This window comes from Veillonella rogosae JCM 15642 (assembly GCF_002959775.1).
GTDB classification, from domain to species: domain Bacteria; phylum Bacillota; class Negativicutes; order Veillonellales; family Veillonellaceae; genus Veillonella; species Veillonella rogosae.
The window spans coordinates 261,588-279,785 of sequence record NZ_PPCX01000010.1 but is presented as its reverse complement, the minus strand read 5'-3'; the positions used below and the strand labels follow the sequence as shown (position 1 = coordinate 279,785).

Annotated in this window: 21 protein-coding genes; all 21 read left to right on the top strand. The window is 39.6% G+C overall.

The genetic code is table 11. From position 1 onward, the window contains the following. Positions 1-1,404: a phage portal protein gene (locus VRHSUH09_RS06625; protein ID WP_105081730.1), complete on the top strand. Its 1,404-nt coding sequence runs from the start codon at positions 1-3 to the stop codon at positions 1,402-1,404. 2 nt (positions 1,405-1,406) lie between these two features. Further along, positions 1,407-2,402, top strand: a complete 996-nt coding sequence (locus tag VRHSUH09_RS06620; protein WP_054747111.1) for a minor capsid protein — start codon at positions 1,407-1,409, stop codon at positions 2,400-2,402. Positions 2,403-2,535: 133 nt separating this feature from the next. After that, complete coding sequence (locus tag VRHSUH09_RS06615) at positions 2,536-3,132, top strand: phage scaffolding protein (protein WP_105081729.1); 597 nt, start codon at positions 2,536-2,538, stop codon at positions 3,130-3,132. A 15-nt stretch (positions 3,133-3,147) separates the two neighbouring features. Further along, entirely contained in the window at positions 3,148-3,996 is an 849-nt protein-coding gene (locus VRHSUH09_RS06610) for a N4-gp56 family major capsid protein (RefSeq protein ID WP_054747107.1), read from the top strand. 16 nt (positions 3,997-4,012) lie between these two features. Next, positions 4,013-4,378, top strand: coding sequence for a hypothetical protein (locus VRHSUH09_RS06605; protein WP_054747104.1), 366 nt, complete (start codon positions 4,013-4,015; stop codon positions 4,376-4,378). Positions 4,379-4,723: 345 nt separating this feature from the next. Continuing rightward, positions 4,724-5,182 (top strand): HK97 gp10 family phage protein, encoded by a 459-nt coding sequence (locus VRHSUH09_RS06595; RefSeq protein ID WP_054747100.1) that lies wholly within the window; start codon positions 4,724-4,726, stop codon positions 5,180-5,182. Continuing rightward, entirely contained in the window at positions 5,182-5,640 is a 459-nt protein-coding gene (locus tag VRHSUH09_RS06590; protein WP_054747098.1) for a phage tail terminator family protein, read from the top strand. The genes VRHSUH09_RS06595 and VRHSUH09_RS06590 overlap by 1 nt, the downstream gene beginning before the upstream one ends. After that, entirely contained in the window at positions 5,618-5,851 is a 234-nt protein-coding gene (locus VRHSUH09_RS06585; RefSeq protein WP_054747096.1) for a hypothetical protein, read from the top strand. Before VRHSUH09_RS06590 ends, VRHSUH09_RS06585 begins: the two co-directional genes overlap by 23 nt. Positions 5,852-5,879: 28 nt before the next feature. Further along, positions 5,880-7,235 (top strand): phage tail sheath C-terminal domain-containing protein, encoded by a 1,356-nt coding sequence (locus VRHSUH09_RS06580; RefSeq protein ID WP_105081728.1) that lies wholly within the window; start codon positions 5,880-5,882, stop codon positions 7,233-7,235. A gap of 14 nt (positions 7,236-7,249) precedes the next feature. Further along, a complete protein-coding gene (locus VRHSUH09_RS06575) occupies positions 7,250-7,729 on the top strand; it encodes a phage tail tube protein (RefSeq protein WP_167386483.1) in 480 nt (159 codons plus the stop codon). A gap of 72 nt (positions 7,730-7,801) precedes the next feature. After that, positions 7,802-8,230 (top strand): phage tail assembly chaperone, encoded by a 429-nt coding sequence (locus tag VRHSUH09_RS06570; RefSeq protein WP_054747092.1) that lies wholly within the window; start codon positions 7,802-7,804, stop codon positions 8,228-8,230. A gap of 183 nt (positions 8,231-8,413) precedes the next feature. Continuing rightward, positions 8,414-10,384, top strand: a complete 1,971-nt coding sequence (locus tag VRHSUH09_RS06565; RefSeq protein WP_105081727.1) for a tape measure protein — start codon at positions 8,414-8,416, stop codon at positions 10,382-10,384. Continuing rightward, complete coding sequence (locus VRHSUH09_RS06560) at positions 10,384-11,079, top strand: hypothetical protein (protein WP_054747088.1); 696 nt, start codon at positions 10,384-10,386, stop codon at positions 11,077-11,079. Before VRHSUH09_RS06565 ends, VRHSUH09_RS06560 begins: the two co-directional genes overlap by 1 nt. Next, positions 11,079-12,638 (top strand): XkdQ/YqbQ family protein, encoded by a 1,560-nt coding sequence (locus VRHSUH09_RS06555; RefSeq protein ID WP_105081726.1) that lies wholly within the window; start codon positions 11,079-11,081, stop codon positions 12,636-12,638. The genes VRHSUH09_RS06560 and VRHSUH09_RS06555 overlap by 1 nt, the downstream gene beginning before the upstream one ends. Next, a complete protein-coding gene (locus VRHSUH09_RS06550) occupies positions 12,638-13,051 on the top strand; it encodes a DUF2577 domain-containing protein (protein ID WP_105081725.1) in 414 nt (137 codons plus the stop codon). Before VRHSUH09_RS06555 ends, VRHSUH09_RS06550 begins: the two co-directional genes overlap by 1 nt. A gap of 80 nt (positions 13,052-13,131) precedes the next feature. Continuing rightward, on the top strand, positions 13,132-13,467 hold the full coding sequence (locus VRHSUH09_RS06545) for a DUF2634 domain-containing protein (protein WP_245876001.1): 336 nt from the start codon (positions 13,132-13,134) through the stop codon (positions 13,465-13,467). Then, a complete protein-coding gene (locus VRHSUH09_RS06540) occupies positions 13,467-14,549 on the top strand; it encodes a baseplate J/gp47 family protein (RefSeq protein ID WP_105081724.1) in 1,083 nt (360 codons plus the stop codon). Before VRHSUH09_RS06545 ends, VRHSUH09_RS06540 begins: the two co-directional genes overlap by 1 nt. 5 nt (positions 14,550-14,554) lie before the next feature. Further along, a complete protein-coding gene (locus VRHSUH09_RS06535; RefSeq protein ID WP_054747073.1) occupies positions 14,555-15,124 on the top strand; it encodes a putative phage tail protein in 570 nt (189 codons plus the stop codon). Beyond that, positions 15,124-16,200 (top strand): hypothetical protein, encoded by a 1,077-nt coding sequence (locus VRHSUH09_RS06530; RefSeq protein WP_054747070.1) that lies wholly within the window; start codon positions 15,124-15,126, stop codon positions 16,198-16,200. Before VRHSUH09_RS06535 ends, VRHSUH09_RS06530 begins: the two co-directional genes overlap by 1 nt. A 12-nt stretch (positions 16,201-16,212) precedes the next feature. Continuing rightward, complete coding sequence (locus VRHSUH09_RS06525; RefSeq protein WP_105081723.1) at positions 16,213-16,533, top strand: hypothetical protein; 321 nt, start codon at positions 16,213-16,215, stop codon at positions 16,531-16,533. 9 nt (positions 16,534-16,542) lie between these two features. Further along, positions 16,543-18,198 carry a collagen-like domain-containing protein gene (locus tag VRHSUH09_RS06520; RefSeq protein WP_105081722.1) on the top strand — a complete coding sequence of 552 codons (1,656 nt, stop codon included), beginning with the start codon at positions 16,543-16,545 and terminating at the stop codon, positions 18,196-18,198.

Genomic DNA, 18,198 nt, shown 5'->3' with positions numbered 1-18,198 from the left:
ATGAATACTACCGAACAATGGATCGACATTATACGTCAGAATCGAGGCATATCGGAACAAGAATTCGTTAAAGCCGAACTCGAAAAGTTTCTATTCTCCTCTAAACGACGCAAAATGATCCTTTCTCGAAACTATTATCTCGGGAAGCAGAATGAACCTAAGCATCTTATCTACACACAGAAGAATAAGATGGAAGATGCTTCTGGCATTATCCCGAATAATAAGATCATTAATAACTTATTCGACGACTTAGTCGACCAGAAAACAAATTATCTATTATCTAAACCGATCGATACTCAAACTAACGACGATATTGATTTAACTGAGTACTTTAATCCAAGCTTCCAGAATCTACTTAAAGAATTAGGTAAAGACGTATATCAGTGCTCTATCGGTTATCTGCATCCATATATCAATGATAAAGGCAAATTATCCTTTAAGCGTTTTAAGCCGGAAAACGTTATCCCGTTCTGGCATGATGACGAGCATAAACAACTCGATGCATTTATTTACTTCTACGACGTCGAGGTATATCAAAACACAAATCTAACGACGACCGAAACACACGTCGAATACTACTTACCCGAAGGCGTACATTATTACACGTACACTAACGGCTCTATATATCCCGATACGACTAAATACAATACGTCATATATTCAGAAGAACGATATCTCGTATAACTGGAAATCAGTTCCGTTGATCTGGTTTAAGCCTAATTCCGACGAGACATTCTTAATCGACCGCATTAAAACACTTCAAGATGCTCTTAATCAAATGTTATCTAACTTCGCTAACGTAATGTCTCAAGACGTACATAATACGATTCTTGTACTTAAAGGGTACGACGGTACTAATCTCGAAGAATTCCGACATAACTTAGCTAAACACGGCGTTATTAAAATCTCTTCGACTCCGGAAGTACAAGGCGACGTCGAAGCATTAAACGTTAATGTCGATGCGACTAACTACACGACAATTATTAAAGAATTAGAACGAGCTATCATCACGAATGGTCGAGGCTTCGATGCTAAAGACGATCGCATGCGTAATAACCCTAATCAGATGAATATTAACTCGATGTATTCCGATATCGATTTAGATGCTAACGAAATGGAAGCCGAATTCCAGGCTTCGTTACATAATCTCGTAGAGTTTATTAATGCTTATCGATCCCTTAATAATTTACCTTTAATAGATTCTATTAAATTTATATTCAATAGAGATTTACCTATTAATCAAACAGATACTATCGAAGCTATTAAGAATTCTGTCGGCATCCTCTCCGAAAGAACGTTAGTCGCTAATCATCCGTTTACAATTAACGTCGACGAGGAGCTCGAACAAATTAAAAAGGAACGAAAAGAAGTACTTAATCAAGATTATACGTACGAAGGTAACTAACTATGTATTGGGAAGATCGTTTTATCCGACAAAAAGAAGATGGCTTACTCGATGCGCAAAAGCAATTTAACGATCTTACGTCGATAACCGAGTATGCTCTCGAAAAACAAGTATCACAGATACAGTCGTTCTATCAGAAATATGCCGATACTAACGGCATAACACTACAAGAAGCCAAAAAACAATTAACGGCAAGAGAATTAAAGGCGTTTAAATTAACGTTAAAACAATATGTAAAGCTGGCACAACAAAAAGATTTATCACCTAAACAAATTAAGCTGCTCGAAAATGCATCGTTAAGGTCACGACTCTCTCGTATTGAAGCACTTTGGATACATACGCAACAGTTTGCCGAAGAGATGGCCGCCGACACTAATGCTCATTTAACAGATTTCCTTTCTAAACAATATGAATCTAATTATTATCAATCAGCATATATAACACAATCATTATTAGGTAAATATCAAACTTTTAGACAAGTACCTAAGAAACAGATATTAGCTACTATACGACAACCGTGGAATGAAAGTAATTTCTCCGATCGTATATGGCAACAAAAAGACGTCCTTATTAATAAGCTACGTCAAGAGATAACACGTTCCTTTATAGCACAAGAATCATCGGAACGCACGACAGAACGTATATCACAATCATTTAATACACAAATATCTAATGTACGACGCTTAGTCGAAACAGAAACAGCATACGTTCAAGAATTAGCGTTACACGATTCCTTTAAGGAGTTAAACGTAAAAGAATATCAGATCTTAGCGACGCTCGATACGCATACATCGTCTATATGCAGGCGACTCGATAAATACGTCGTACCGTTATCCGATTTTAAACCCGGAATAACGGCGCCTCCGTTTCATCCATATTGTCGATCGACGATGATACCGAACGTACCGCTTAACTCACGAGCATCCAGGCCAGATCAGAAGACAAAGTACATACCCGATATGACTTACGAAGAGTGGAAGTCCGATTATTTAAGATAACCGGCGCCACTCTTATTATATTGTCTTTTTCTTGTTTGAAGACGATAAAGAACAAGCAATAACAATTAATCAAATGTGAGATGTGACTCACGAGAATCAAACGAAACGTATTAATTTAAGGAGCTTTCCCCCTATGACTAAAGAACAACTATTAGCACTTAACCTTACCGAAGATCAAGTTACAGCAATCATCGAAGACTACGGTAAAAACTATGTATCTAAATCACAATTTAACGAAAAAAACGATGCATATAAGCAAGCTAAGCAAGAAATTGAAAACTTAACAAACGATATTAACACGTTATCTAAAGCTAACGAAGCGAACGAAGCATTACAACAACAAATTAAAGATCTTCAAGACGCCGCACAACGAAGAGAAAGCGATTATCTCGAAAGTATCAAGACTATGAAAATCGATACGGCAATCGCAAGAGAAGTATTAGAAGCCGGCGCCATGAATACAACAATATTAACAGGCTTATTAGATCGCTCTAAGATCACTTACGATAACGAAACTATCACCGGTATTCAAGAACAAATTAAATCTTTAAAAGAATCCGATCCTTATTTATTTAAACAAGATTCTATTAAAGGCGTTATTCCAGGGGAAGCAACACCTAAAACCGACAACGGTTTAACTAAGGAACAATTTAATAAATTATCTTACAAGGATCGCGTAGCTCTTCAAGAGCAAGATCCAGACCTTTATAACGAATTATCTCATTCATAAGGAGAACATCTTACAATGGCTAACGAAACAAAACTAGCAAATATTATTAATCCTCAAGTTATGGCAGATATGGTATCTGCTGGCTTGCCTAAAGCACTTAAATTTACTCCGTTCGCAAAAATCGATACGACTCTCGTAGGCGTACCTGGTTCCGAAATTACTATCCCTTCCTGGAATTACACTGGCGCAGCTGAAGAAGTAGGCGAAGCAGTTTCTGCTACAGCATCTGTTATGACAGCATCTACTAAAAAAGCGGCAGTTAAAAAAGCCGTTAAAGCTATCGCGCTTTCTGACGAAGCAGTTCTTTCCGGTTATGGCGATCCTGTAGGCGAAGCTACTCATCAAATCGTAATGTCTATCGCCGACAAATTGGATCAAGACGTATTAACAGCTCTCGGTACAGCTACATTAACTTCTACCGATGCTAAACCTATTTCTTATAAAGGCGTAGTAAATGCAGTCGATAAATTAGCTGAAGAAAGTAACACTGAAAAAGTTCTTTTCGTAGCTCCTTCTCAAGTAACGACTCTTCGTTTAGATCCAGACTTCATCGATCGCAATAAATACGGTAACGACGTAATGGTATCTGGTGAAATCGGTATGGTCGCTGGCTGTCGTGTAGTCGTATCTCGTCGTATTAACGATACTGGTGCTACTATCGATAACTTCATCGTATGCTTGACTCCAGAAATCGAAGACGGTACTCCAGCACTTCCAGCAGTTACAGTCGTATTGAAACGCGATATTCAATTAGTTACAGCTTATAAAGAATTGGAAGGCGTTACTAATATCGTAGCTAATAAACACTATGCAGTAGCTCTTACTAATGAATCTAAAGTAGTTAAAGCAACATTCAAAAAATAATATAGGTTAAATAATCATGGATAACATCAAAGAACTTATTCGCTTCACGACACATTTTAACGTGACGCCAGAATATGACTCTGTTCTTCAATATATCTATGATGCGGAAAGGCAATATCTTCTCAATATATTAAACGACGAAGAGTTGCCTTCCGAACTATCTGGACTGCTCGATAAAAGAGTAGCCGCAAGGTTTATCGACCACCATAAAGACACGATTCTTAAAGAAGCAGATCTCCAACCAATCACCAGATTAAAAGAGGGCGATACGGAGATTGAGTTCGGCGGCGATAATACCTTATCAAATTTAACAGCTCTTACATCTAAATGGTTATCTTTAGAAGGTACAGAAATAACATGTTATCGAAAATTAAAATGGTAGCTCGTCAACATATCGAGCGTCTTTATACAGATACATGTATCCTTACTGAACAGAAGAAAGCCATACAAGATCCTCTTACTGGCATAATTAAGAACGGCGAACTCGAAGCAATCAGTTACCCTTGTCGAGTTTCATTCAAAACTCTTCAATCTAACGACATTATCAATAAGCTACCATCTTCTTCTCAAATAGTAGTCTTATTCATTTCGCCCGATCTCGAGATTAAGCCAGGTACCGATATCGAAGTGATACGTAATGGCCGACACTTCGCTTATACAGCTTCCTCACAAGTAGCGTTATACGATACTCACCAGGAGATCCAATTAACGCTTAAGAGTAAACATAATGGCTAACGTTACAGTCGACCTCTCGGGTTTCGAAGATTTATTAAAGAAGACGCAAGAGCTTCAGAATAATATATCTTCTCTTAACGAAGAAATCACCGACAACTTAGCACAACATTATTTAGCCGAAGCTATAGCGAATACACCAGTCGGTCAACTACAAATATCACCGGACGGTAAATACCGTTCCGAATCGGAACACATGAGACGATCCTGGGAAGCAGAACGTATTAACGATACGACTGTTAAGGTACAAAATACGGCTTCCTATGCATCGTATGTAAACGACGGCCATAGACAAAAACCAGGACGTTTTATACCCGTACTAGGTAAACGTCTTACCAAGTCGTTTGTTAAGGGCTTACACATGCAAGAGAAGGCAGAAGCGGCTACGAGAAGAGCTTCAGATAAGATTATGAAGAACGCGCTCGACGACTACTTATCAACGTGGAGCAAATAATGAACTATATCAACGAAATTATTGACGGCATAGCTAAATCATTATTTAACAGTTTTAAATATCCTATATACATCGACGAGATTAAATCAGATGCACAATTTCCTTGTTTCGTTATAGAAACGCTTAATACAGAACAGAAGCATTTACTAGACATTCGTTATGAACGCAGAAATGACTTCGATATTATGTTCTTTATATCTGACGACGACTATATCGAAGAGCAGAAAGTACAGATTAATCCGATCACGGAAAGCTTATATTTCGACTTAGAATACATAACCCTCTCCGATGGATCACTACTCAACGGCATCGATATGAGTCACAGGGTAACGGACGGCATCTTACATTTTAAAGTCTCTTATGAGTATCACATATTAAAAACTATTAAAAGAGATCCTATGCTTAATTTAAAACAACATCAAGAGGTAACAGATAATGCCAAGAAAGAAACAAACTGAAGAAGTAGTAGATACTAATATTTTAGTAGAAGAAACTGCTGCTCCAGTTCCTACTTTTACTCCAGAAGTGATTATTGCTTCTGAACGTTTTAAACAATACGCCGACTTAATTGCCGCTGTCATCGAAGATCGCGAATACAGCATCGAAGAGGTCGAAGCTTTACTACAAGATACTCTCAATAAACCGATCGTTGAAATTTTTAACGATTAATTATTTTAAATAAAAGGAGAACTACTCAATGGCATTAGGTGGCGGTTACTGGCTATTTCAAAATAAAACATTGCCAGGCGCATATATCAACTTCGTCTCCAAATTAAAACCATTCGCAGAAATCGTAGATCGCGGTTATGCGACTATGGCACTTTCCTTAGATTGGGGCGAAACAGGCAAAATTGTACGTATCGAACAAGAAGAATTCCAAAAGGATTCCCTTCGTATCTTCGGTTACGACTATGCACATGAAAAAATGAAAGGTCTACGTGACTTATTCATCAATACTAAAACATTATACTTATATCGTTTAAATTCCGATGCAGTTAAAGCACAATCTACTATCGCTACGGCTACATGTGGCGGTGTACGTGGTAACGATATTGCTGTCGCAGTAGCGGCCGATATTAACGACGCATCTAAATACACAGTAACGACTTATTTGAAAACTGACGGCGTCGTTAAGAAAGTCGACGAACAAACTGGTTTAGCTACTCCTAAAGAGCTAGTTAACAATGCATTCGTTACGTTTAACGAAATGTCCGCATTCACAGCTCAAGCAGCTACTTATTTAAATGGCGGTACTAACGGTACTCAAGTACAAGCATCCGACTATCAGAAATATATCGAATTGATCGAGCCGTTCTACTTCAACGTATTAGGTTATGCCGGCACAGATCAAACGATTCAAAACTTATTTATCGCATTCGCTAAACGTACTCGTGAAACGACAGGCCAAAAATTCCAAGTATGTCTTTATAACAACACTAAAGCTAATTACGAAGGCGTTATTTCCTTAGCTAATAAAGTTAATGATCACGCAGCTGAACCTGGTTCTGGTGTCTACTGGTTAACTGGGGCCGAAGCATCTTGTCCTATTAATAGATCCCTTACTAACCATGTATATGATGGTGAATATGATTTTAACGTACAGTATAAACAATACGAATTAGAACAATTTATTAAAGGCGGCCAAATCGTATTCCATAATGTAGCCGATTCTGCTTCCGGTAACGTTAAAGGCAACACTCGTCTATTATCAGATGTAAATACATTTACTAAATTCTCTAAAGAACGCACTAAAGACTTCGCATTAAATCAAGTTATTAGAGTCCTCGATAATTCCGCATACGATGTAGCTCGCTTATTTAACAACTACTACTTAGGTAAAACTCCTAACGATAAAGACGGTCGTATTGCTTTATGGAACGATATCGTTAAATTATTCGAAGATTATGCTAAAGTACGTGCAATTAAGGAATTTGAATCTAAAGACGTTCAAATCCCGACAGAGGGCGACGAAAAAGGTTCCGTAGTCGTTAACTACGAAATTAACCCGACAGTCGCTATGGATAAATTGTATGCTACTTGCTACGTGAAATAAGGAGCTAATTATTAATGGCAAATGTTCAAACTATGCTACCAAATGATGTTATTCGTGCAGTCGAAGCTCGTGCTTACATGACTATCAACGGTAAACGTCGTTTGTTGCTTAACGCTAAAAAAATCGAGATTAAACTCGATAAAACTAAAGAAGAAGTGGCTATTTTAGGTCGCATCACTAAAGGCAATAAATCTGTCGGTGCTAAAGGTACTGGCTCTATGACTGTATACGATAATACACCGATCTTCACAGAGCTTATGCTCGATTTCATGAATAAAGGTAAAGACGTATACTTCGATCTTCAAGTTACAAACGAGGATTCTAATTCCGCAGCCGGCAATCGTACAGTGATCGTTAAAGGTGTTAACATCGATAACTTTAATCTTACGTTAGCCGATGCCGACGGTAAATACCTCGAACAAGACGTAGACTTCACATTCGAAGGTCTTGAAATCCCAGAAAACTTTAAAGAATTAGACGGTATGCAAGCCTAATTCATAATATGTAAATCTTAGATAAGGGGCCTTATGGCTCCTTATTATTCTATACAAGGAGATTAACCCTCTATGGCAGATATTAAAACTATGTCCTTAAATGGTTTCTTTAAATCTAATGTAAAAACTCTACCCGATCTTCGTGTCGTAGTATCTGAACGCTTCACTAACGAAGACGGTACTCCGATCGAATGGGTACTACATCCTATTAGCACTAAACGCGTCGAAGAAATCACGAAACGCAATTCTCGTACTACGCTTAAGAACGGCAAGAAAGAAACGACTGTTAACGAAGAAAATCTTAATGCCGAACTCCTCGAAGAAGTCGTATTATTCCCTCGTTTAAACGATGCCGAACTACAAGACTCTTACGGCGTTACTTCCGTTAACGAATTATTAAGCGTTATGTTATACCCTGGCGAAACTCAAGTATTAACTAAAGCGCTACAAGACGTAATGTCCGGTGTTAAAGCTAACGATATCGACGAACTAAAAAACTAATAGAGGAGAATCCCGAGGCATATCTCTACCATAGGGCCCTCCAAGATTTACATATACGTCCGCTCGAATTAAATTCTATGGATGATCAAGAACGCAATTTTATTTTTGCTTCGATCGCGATGAGAGAACAGGAGCGGGCCCACATCTCTAAAGAATTAAAACGAAATAAATCAGGAGTAGAATATGTCTATACTATCTAACACGATTAAGTTAAATAACGGTGTTTCTCCTGTCTTAAAAGATATAACTCAAACGGCTAGTAATGCTTCGACCGGCATGTCGAGTTTTGCACAACAAGTTACGAATACTGGTAATGCGGCCAATAAAGCAAATGGTTCATTATCTAACCTTAAAGCGATCTTCTTAGGTTCTTTAGGGGCTAATATAGCGGCGGCAGCTATTGCTAAAGTCGGCGATGCAATCAGTGGAGTATTCGAAGCCGCTCAAGAATTTGCTTCGATACAAGCACGATTAAAATTAGTAGCCGGAGAGCAAGGCAACGTAGTCGGGTTAAATAAACAAATTTATGAATCCGCAAGGCGTTCCCGTACTGAATATGCTTCGATGGCCGAAACAGTAGCGACGTTAGCACAATCGGCTCATGACGCATTCCCCGATCCTAAAGAAGCTATCGATTTTGCCGAAAAGATTAACAAAGTAATGGCTATCGGTGGTACTACTGGCGTTAATAAGAAGAACGCTATGATCCAGTTAACACAAGGTTTAGCTTCTGGTGCATTACAAGGTGACGAATTTAGAAGTATCGCCGAAAATGCTCCGATGATTGAAAACATCATTGCTAAAACTATGGGCGTTTCTCGTGGCGAATTAAAGAAATTAGCCTCTGAAGGTAAGGTTACGGCCGAAATTATTAAGAAGGCTATGACAGATAATGCGGCCGAAATTGAAGAAGCCTATCGTTCCTTACCTCATACATTCGCAGACTGGGCGACAGATATTAAATCAGTAGCTCAATATGCCTTTGCTCCATTATTTAACGTTATTAACGATTTAGCTAATTCACCAGAATTCAGACAATTTATCGATAGTATCGAAAACAATATCCAATACTTAGCTCCGATCATTACTAATATAGCTAACGAAATATCGTATGCATTTAAACAAATATTAACAGTCGGTCAACAAGTATTTAGTTGGTTACAAGAAAACGGTGAAATCGTTAAAGCTGTATTATTCGGTTTAGCAACCGTTGCTCTCGTATATGCCGCTAACTGGGCCGTAGCTACAGCTTCGACTATTGCGGCGACTATTGCACAATGGGAATTAAATACTGCTATGTTAGCTTGTCCGGCGACCTGGGTAGCATTAGCTATTATGGCTATTATCGGCGTTATTTATCTCGTAGTCGATGCTTATAATGACTGGGCCGGTACTTCGGTAAGCGTAGTCGGAATTATCGGTGGTTTATTCGGCTTCTTATTCTCCGTTATTCATAACGGTATTGCTTTTGTATGGAACATGTTTATTGCATGGGCTAATTTCTTAATGACTGTATTTAAAAACCCAGTACAAGCTATTAAGAATTTATTCGGTGACTTATGGAATAATATCGTCGATTATGCCGTACAAGGTATTAATGCGATGATCGATGTATTATCGAAAGTACCTTTCTTAAAAAATCTATTATCGGGTGTCGGTCATGTCGTAGCCGGTAACTTCCACGTAGAAACGACTAGCGGTCCTCTTAGCGACTATAAGATGAATTATACCGATACGATGAACGAAGCTACTTACGGTTATAATTTAGGCCAATCCGGTGCAGAACGTATCGGGAATATCTTTAAAGATAACGGTAGCTGGACTAACGGTAAAGAAAGCGATATCGACAACAATAATAAACGTGATGCCGTAGCGAATGCTGCTAAAGATACTGCTAAAAACTCTAAGAAAACGGCTAAAAATACCGATAAAATGGCTAAAGGTATCGAGTTGACGGCCGAAGAAATTAAAAATCTTCATGGTTCTTACTTAACAGATGCCGTTAAAGAATGGTCTAACCGCACAATTAATTTAAATGTCGTTAACCATAATAATATCGATTCTGACGTAGACCACGGCGCATTCACGACCAACTTCGTAGCCGGTCTAAAACAAGCACTCGAATCTAATCCTACGACTGGAGGTGTCATCTAATGAAAGGTCAATATTATTTCTATATCGGCAATATTCAAATTCCGATCCCTCCAGAGCAACTTAATATAGCTTTTTCTAATAAGAACGAAACAGTCGATTTATTGAGTACTGGCGAAGTTAATATCCCGAAGGATATGGGCCTCACCAATTATTCGTTTAGACTCTTGTTGCCGAATAGCAATTATCCATTTAACCAATCTTTATTATTTAAATCCAAGAAGGCAAGCTACTATATCGATGAGATCATGAAAATGAAGAAGGCTAAACAACCTGTTAATTTCATCGTGATACGTATGAAGCCAGATGGCACTATGTTGAGTATGGTAAATACGAAAGTAACTATCGAAGATTTAAATACAGAAGAAGCCTGGCAACATGGTTTTGACGTGTACTTAGATATCGTATTAAAAGAATGGAAATCATACGGTACTAAGAAATTAACGACGACCGAAAATGCTGACGGCACTAAAACACAAAAAACAGAACAGACTCGAGAATCTGCTAAGACGCCTAATAAAAATGTCGAAGCTCCTTCTGGCGGCATTAAATCGACATTACAACGAGTTATTAAGAAAGAGTTAGGTAACACTAATAATTTATTTGCGATAGCGGCTTTAAATAAAGTAACGGTACCTTGTTATTTAGCCGGTAAACAAGCGTTACAGTTATACGAGAACGGTAAAGGAGTTAAATAATGGCGGCGACTACTCAAACATTAACAGTTAAGCCAGCTCCTTTATTAGTCGACTATTCGTTAATTATAAAAAACGATAAAGGAGAGTTCCTTATCGATCCTCAAGACGGGGTTACGTTAGATCGTAGTCCCGATCTTGCTCCGGCTAAACTTAAATTTAAAGTCTTTAAGGACGAAGTACTCGATTTCGAAGAAGGGAATCAAGTTACGTTCGCCGTTAACGGTGAAGTTATCTTCGTCGGCTATGTATTTGAAAAGAGTCGTAGCAAGTCACGATTTATCGAAGTCTTATGTTACGACCAGCTTCGATATTTAAAATCGTATGGATGCTATGTATTCGATAATACGAAAACAGCTTCGGAACGTATTAAGGCCTTATGTGACGATTTCGGCATTAAGGTCGGCGATATAGTCGATACGAAAGTTAAGATCGATCATGTATTCGATAATAAAACGGTACAAGATATTATTCAGACGCTTCTTATGAAGTCGACGATCGCATCTCCCGTTAACGATAAGACGAAACATAAACCGATCTATGTCGTATACGACGATAAAGGCCTTCTATATATAAAAGAGATGGACGATATGATAACCGAAGTCTTGATCGACGAGACTCAAGTCGAAGACTACGAATATGTATCGTCGATCGATAAGAATACCTATACTCAATTATTAGTAGTACGTGAAGCGCCTGTTAAAGGCAAGAACAAGAAAGAATTGTTGCGTACTGGCGGCGCATACTGTAACGATAACATTAAACGCTGGGGCGTACTTCAAAAAGTGTATAAACCAGACGAGAAAGATGTTAATGCTATCGATAAGGCGAAGAAGATGTTAGAGTCTTTATCTAAAAAAACTCATACCTTACGACTAAGAGGAGTATTAGGTGATACATCGTTAAGACCTGGTAGCGGCATCTACGTTAATTTTAATTTAGGTGATCAGTTGTTAAACGAATTAGTATATGTTAATGCAGTCGAACATACCTTTAAAAATCATGAACACCGAATGGATTTAGAGTTGATTTACTTCGACAAACAACAGCCTAAAATCGAAACGAAAGATTATGGCGATGCTGAAGTTAGAAAACGTATCGAAGAATATAACAAGAACAAGCATAAATCTAGTAAGTCTTCGTCTAGCGCGTCTAAAACGTCGAATGCAACTAATTCACAAGTTCAAGCTGGTATGAGTGCTATCGAAGGTACTTCTTATCCGGTCGATCCTTCTAATGGATGTGTTAACCGTGCTTTAGCCGGTGCTAGTTACTATAACGCAGATTGCGCCGATCTATATAATCAAGGGATCGATAATGTCGATGATATGGAAACCGGTTTAAATGCTAAAGGTTATGTTTCTGAAGCATATACTGGACAAGCTAATGCTGGCGATATATTAGTATACGGCGATAATCAACACGTCGTTATTGCTGACGGTAACGGTGGTTTCGTCGGGAATAGTACTAGTCGTGGTTACGTTATTCAAGGGAACGACGTTAATTATGCATTCCGTAACGGTGTAGCTCCGGTAAAAATCATAAGAACGGGTGTTAAATAATGAACAACGATTATAATAAAATACTTAATTTATTTAAAGAAATAGCTACGAATACGATAGATAGTGCTGTTCCGGTAAGTATTTTAATAGGCTCTGTAACACAAGTTAACCCGTTAGTTATCTCGTTAGGGGCTAATTTACCGATCCCGGAAGAACGTATCGTATTAACGAAAAACACATGTGAATGGACTATGGAAATGTCCGTCGATCATATCACAGAAAATAGGTCCGGTGGTGGTGGCTACGCAGAATTTGCTAGTCATAACCACGAATATAAGGGCCGTAAGAAATATCTAGTACATAATCAGTTGCAAGTAGGCGATAAAGTACTATTAATTCAAGAAACCGGCGGGCAACGATATATTGCCTTAGACCGTTTATATAATCCGAATGTGGGGTGTACGACTAAATAATGGCACTTACTCCATCTAATTCTAACTACGACGTTTTCGATCCGACTCTAATTAGGAAAGAACCTTCTTATACGTTTAGAGTGCGATACGAAGACGACTACAAATTACTCGACATGTGTGACGATATCGAAGCCATGAAGCAAGCAATTTACAAAATCATTAATACGCCACGATATAAATATCTTATTTATAGCTGGGACTACGGTATAGAACTCGAAGATTTAATCGGCGAAGCTATACCGTATGTTTATGCCCTTATCGAGCAACGTATTAAAGAAGCCTTACTCCATGACGATAGAATCACCGATGTCTACGACTTTGAATTTTCTAATAACGAAGGTTCAGTCTTATGTATATTTACATGCGACACCATATACGGTGTTATTAGCAATATCAGTAAGGAGATTAACGTTTAATGTACGAAAATAAAACATACGAAAATCTATTAGCCGATATGCTATATCGTGTTAACTCTAAATACGATAAACGTGAAGGCTCTATGATTTATGATGGTGTAGCTCCGGCCGCGTTTGAGTTTGCCGAAGCTTACATCATGGCAAGAGCTATTATTAAACAAACGTATGCTAAGACAGCCGATCGCGATTTCTTAGCGTTACGTGCAATCGAATTTAATATTGTCCCTCGTGAAGCTACGACAGCCGAAGTTAAAGGTAAATTTAGCCAAGCAGTCGACATCGGTACTCGATTCAATTATGAGGATATTAACTTCCGAGTAACAGACGTTATCGATTTATCTAACAACGAATTTAAATTAATATGCGAAACTCCTGGAGCTAAAGGTAACTATTGTATAGGTCGTATAACACCTATTAATACAATACCTGGGTTACAAAATGCTGAAATTAAAGAAGTATTAGTACCGGGCCAAGACGAAGAAGATACGGAAGCTTTTAGGGAACGCTATATCCGAGCGTTAAAATCTAAAGCTTATGGTGGTAACGGCGCCGATTATAAAGAAAAAGTATTAACGATTGCCGGCACTGGTGGATCTAAAATATACCGATGCTGGAATGGTGGCGGTACTGTTAAAGTCGTATTAATTAATAACGAATTTAATAAGCCGTCCCAAGAATTGGTTAAAGAAGTACAGAATGTCTTCGATCCGACTCCAAATAAAGGTAAAGGCTACGGTTTAGCTCCGATCGGACATACCGTTACAGTCGAAGCGGCACAAGAAGTCGTTATTAACTACGAGATACCGGTCGTAATGACTGCCGGTCATGAACCTAACGAAATTAAAGAAGAGCTTACTAAGCGTATCGAAGAACGTTTGAAAGCACGTCGTAAAGAATGGACGACTCAAGACGAGAATCAATACTTAACGGTTAGAACTTCTATCGTAACTTCCTTAGCCGTCGATTTAGATAAAGTAGTCGATGTAGGCGATATTAAAATTAACGGCCAAAAAGTTAAGCGCCTCGACTTACAGCCTAATCAAATACCTAAACTCGGTACTGTTACATTAATAAAAGGTTAATCATTATGACAGTATTCGATAATTATAAACGCATCATCGATTTATCCGAATTTGCCGTTCCGGTATCGGGTAACGTCGCCGAGATGCAAGAAATATACAGAGTCGAGAGCATCGAAATGCAAGCTTTATGGAACACGATGGTCGAGATTTTTAGGGAACAGTTTATTATGACGGCTGAATCTCATGGCTTAGAACAATGGGAATCTCTCCTCGATATTATCCCCGAAGTCGACGATACGATCGACGACCGACGCTTTAATATCTTATTAGCTCTTGCCGGTCAACGTCCTTATACCGAGATAAAGCTAAGAGAACTTCTCGACGGTATTTGCGGTAAAGGAAACTATCAGATAATCGAAGATTATAAGAACTATAACGTTCATTTTAAAGTGGCTCTCGGCGTTAAACGTCAACGTAATGCCGTTAATAAGCTATTAAGAGATTTAATTCCGATGAATCTGATATACGATGTTGAACTACTCTATAACCGTCACATCGATTTAAGCAGATATACGCATAAAGAACTCGCACAATTTACTCATTTTGCATTAAACCAGGAGGTTTTACCTAAATAATGGCTACATATACAAATAAAATAAACTTACTTAAACCGGCCGAAACAGAAAAATACGACGTAAACCTCAGAAACGATAACTGGGATAAAATCGATAAAGCTATCGGCGATACTAGCGATGCTCTTAAAAAACACAGAGAGCTTAGTCCGATCGACCATCCAGACGGCTCCGTTACGACTCCGAAGTTACGCGATAAATGTGTAACGCCGGCTAAACTTAGCGAAGAACTTAATCTCAAGTTAAAAAACGACTTCGTTAAGCGTAGTGGCGATACAATGCAAGGCAATTTAACACTTAATAATTCAAGTATCGGCTTTAACAATGGAACTGGTATTTATGATACAAAAATTAGGATTGCTTCTAATGGCAATTTTGATATCGGAGTAACGGAAGATTCCGCTAATAAAAATGCTACTTCTCAGCTATTGCTACACAGCCAAAACAAGCCTAAATGGTACAATTCGGCTAGTGGCGGTAAAGTATTAGCGACTGAAGAGTATGTAAATACCGAAACAGCTAAATATTTACCGTTAGCCGGCGGTACGATGAAAGGCGATATTACATTTAAGCGTAACCAATCATCTATTAAGTTAGATGGTGGCCCTAATAAAATGCATACTATCGATGTAGGCGGTACAAGCGGCGAAAATCTCGATATCGGTAATGCTAAACAAACAGCAGAAGCTAATTTATGCTGCTATAATCGTCCAGGCTGGTACGGTAAGGATAAGACTAATACGTTTAAACCATTCTTATTCGACGACGATATGGTAATTACTTCCGGTACTATTGCTCACAACCAATTACTACCAATTCCAGAAGGCTTCCGTGAAGACGAATGCCACTGGATATTAACGGTAGCTGAGTCTACCCTTGATCTCAATGATAGGAATAGCACAATACATATAGAAAGCGGTGCTTTTGGCGTAAGTGTAATCTGTAAACGTGAAGGCCGTAAGGTTAAAGTCGGTACACAATACCATACTGGCTCTGGGAATGTAGACTACTACCGAGGTTTACTATTCAAGCCCGGTACTGCTAACTATGTATGTATTTGTCGACGTCGTTTCCAATAAGGAGTTTAGATAATGGAACAAGTTAAACGTAAAGACGAAACATTGTATCTAGGCTCCGACTGGGCTCGAGGTTACGAAATTAAGGGCGGTTTCGATCTTAAAGATGCGACTGTCGTATGTAAGTTCCGTGATAAGAACGATAACCTTCTTTTCGAAGCAGAATGTACGATCCAAGAAAATTGTATCTTCGTATCGGTACCTTCTGCACTTAGCTTAACGATGCCTCGCACTATACGACAAGGTCGCTACGATATTTTTATCGTCGGGGCAACGTTTACCCATAAGATCATTATGGGTTCCGTTACTTTCGTTCCCGACGTTAGTATGCACTAGGAGATTAATATGGGTAAAAATATAGAAATTATCCCGATCGAGATAAAATGTCCGAAGCCTACCGAAGTCTTATTGTACGGCATGAAGAAAGGTCCGAAAGGCGATCCCGGTAAGGACGGTATCGATGGTAAAGACGGTCTTCCTGGACCGGCTGGACCTCCAGGCCCTAAAGGTGATCCTGGCGATCCTGGTACTCCCGGTGAAAAAGGCGAACGTGGTGAACAAGGCTTACCTGGTCTTAAAGGTGATCCAGGCGAACAAGGTCCTCAAGGCGATGCGTTTACCTACGACGATTTCACTCCGGAACAACTCGAACGACTTAAAGGTCCTAAAGGCGACAAAGGTGAACCTGGCGAACGTGGCGAACAAGGTTTCCGTGGTGAACGTGGTGAAGCCGGTCCTAAAGGATCGCAAGGTGAACGTGGTCCTCAAGGTCCGCAAGGGGAGCCGTTTACTTACGATAAATTTACGACCGAACAATTAGCTTTACTTAAAGGTCCTAAAGGTCCGAAGGGTGATACTGGTCCTCAAGGTCCTCGAGGCGATGCTTTTACGTATAACGATTTTACCGAAGAACAGTTAGCACGTCTTACTGGTCCTAAAGGTGAACGTGGTGAAGATGGTCGTAAAGGTGATAAGGGCGATCCTGGCGAAGTCGGGCCGCAAGGTCCGGCTGGTCCTCGTGGTTTAACCGGTCCAGAAGGTCCGCAAGGGGAACCGTTTACATATAACGATTTTACGAGAGAACAGTTAGAGCTATTAAAGGGACCTCAAGGTGATAGAGGCCCGCAAGGTCCTCGCGGTAAGGATTTTAAATACGAAGATTTTACTCCAGATCAACTAAACTTATTACGTGGTCCTCAAGGCCCGATAGGTCCGAAAGGCGATCCTGGTCCGATAGGCGATCCATTTACATATAACGATTTCACTGAAGAACAGCTCGAAGCACTCAAAGGCCCTAAGGGCGACGATGGTCCGCCCGGTCCAGTCGGTCGTGCTTTTACTTACGACGATTTTACACAAGAACAGCTTAAAGCGTTACAGGGGCCTAACGGCCCGAAAGGTCCTAAAGGTGATCCCGGTCCTAAAGGCGATCCGTTTACCTACGATGATTTCACTGAAGATCAATTATCTAAATTAACAGGCCCTCCAGGTGAACGTGGTCCAGAAGGTCCTCCTGGTCCAGATGGTCCTCGTGGTGAAGCCGGTCCTCCAGGGCCAAAGGGAGACGACGGTCCTCAAGGTCCTCAAGGTAAAGACGGTAAGCCATTTACTTACGATATGTTTACAGAAGCACAACTCGAAGGTCTTAAAGGCCCGGCCGGTCCTAAAGGCGATCCTGGCGAACAAGGCCCTATTGGTCCAGAAGGTCCTCGTGGTTCTAAAGGTGATATCGGTCCAGCCGGTCCTCGTGGTGCAGATGGTCTTCCGGGACCTAAGGGTGAGGACGGTCCTCCAGGTCCTAAAGGCGACGATGGTAAACCATTTACTTACGATATGTTTACGCCGGAACAACTGAATGCATTAAAAGGCCCGGCTGGAGAACGCGGCCCAGAAGGTCCTCCAGGCCCAGCTGGCCCCGCCCCCGATATATCAAAATTCGTTATTAAGACCGACTTCCAGTTAATTATCGACGAATTAAAGAAAATTAATGGAGGTATTTAG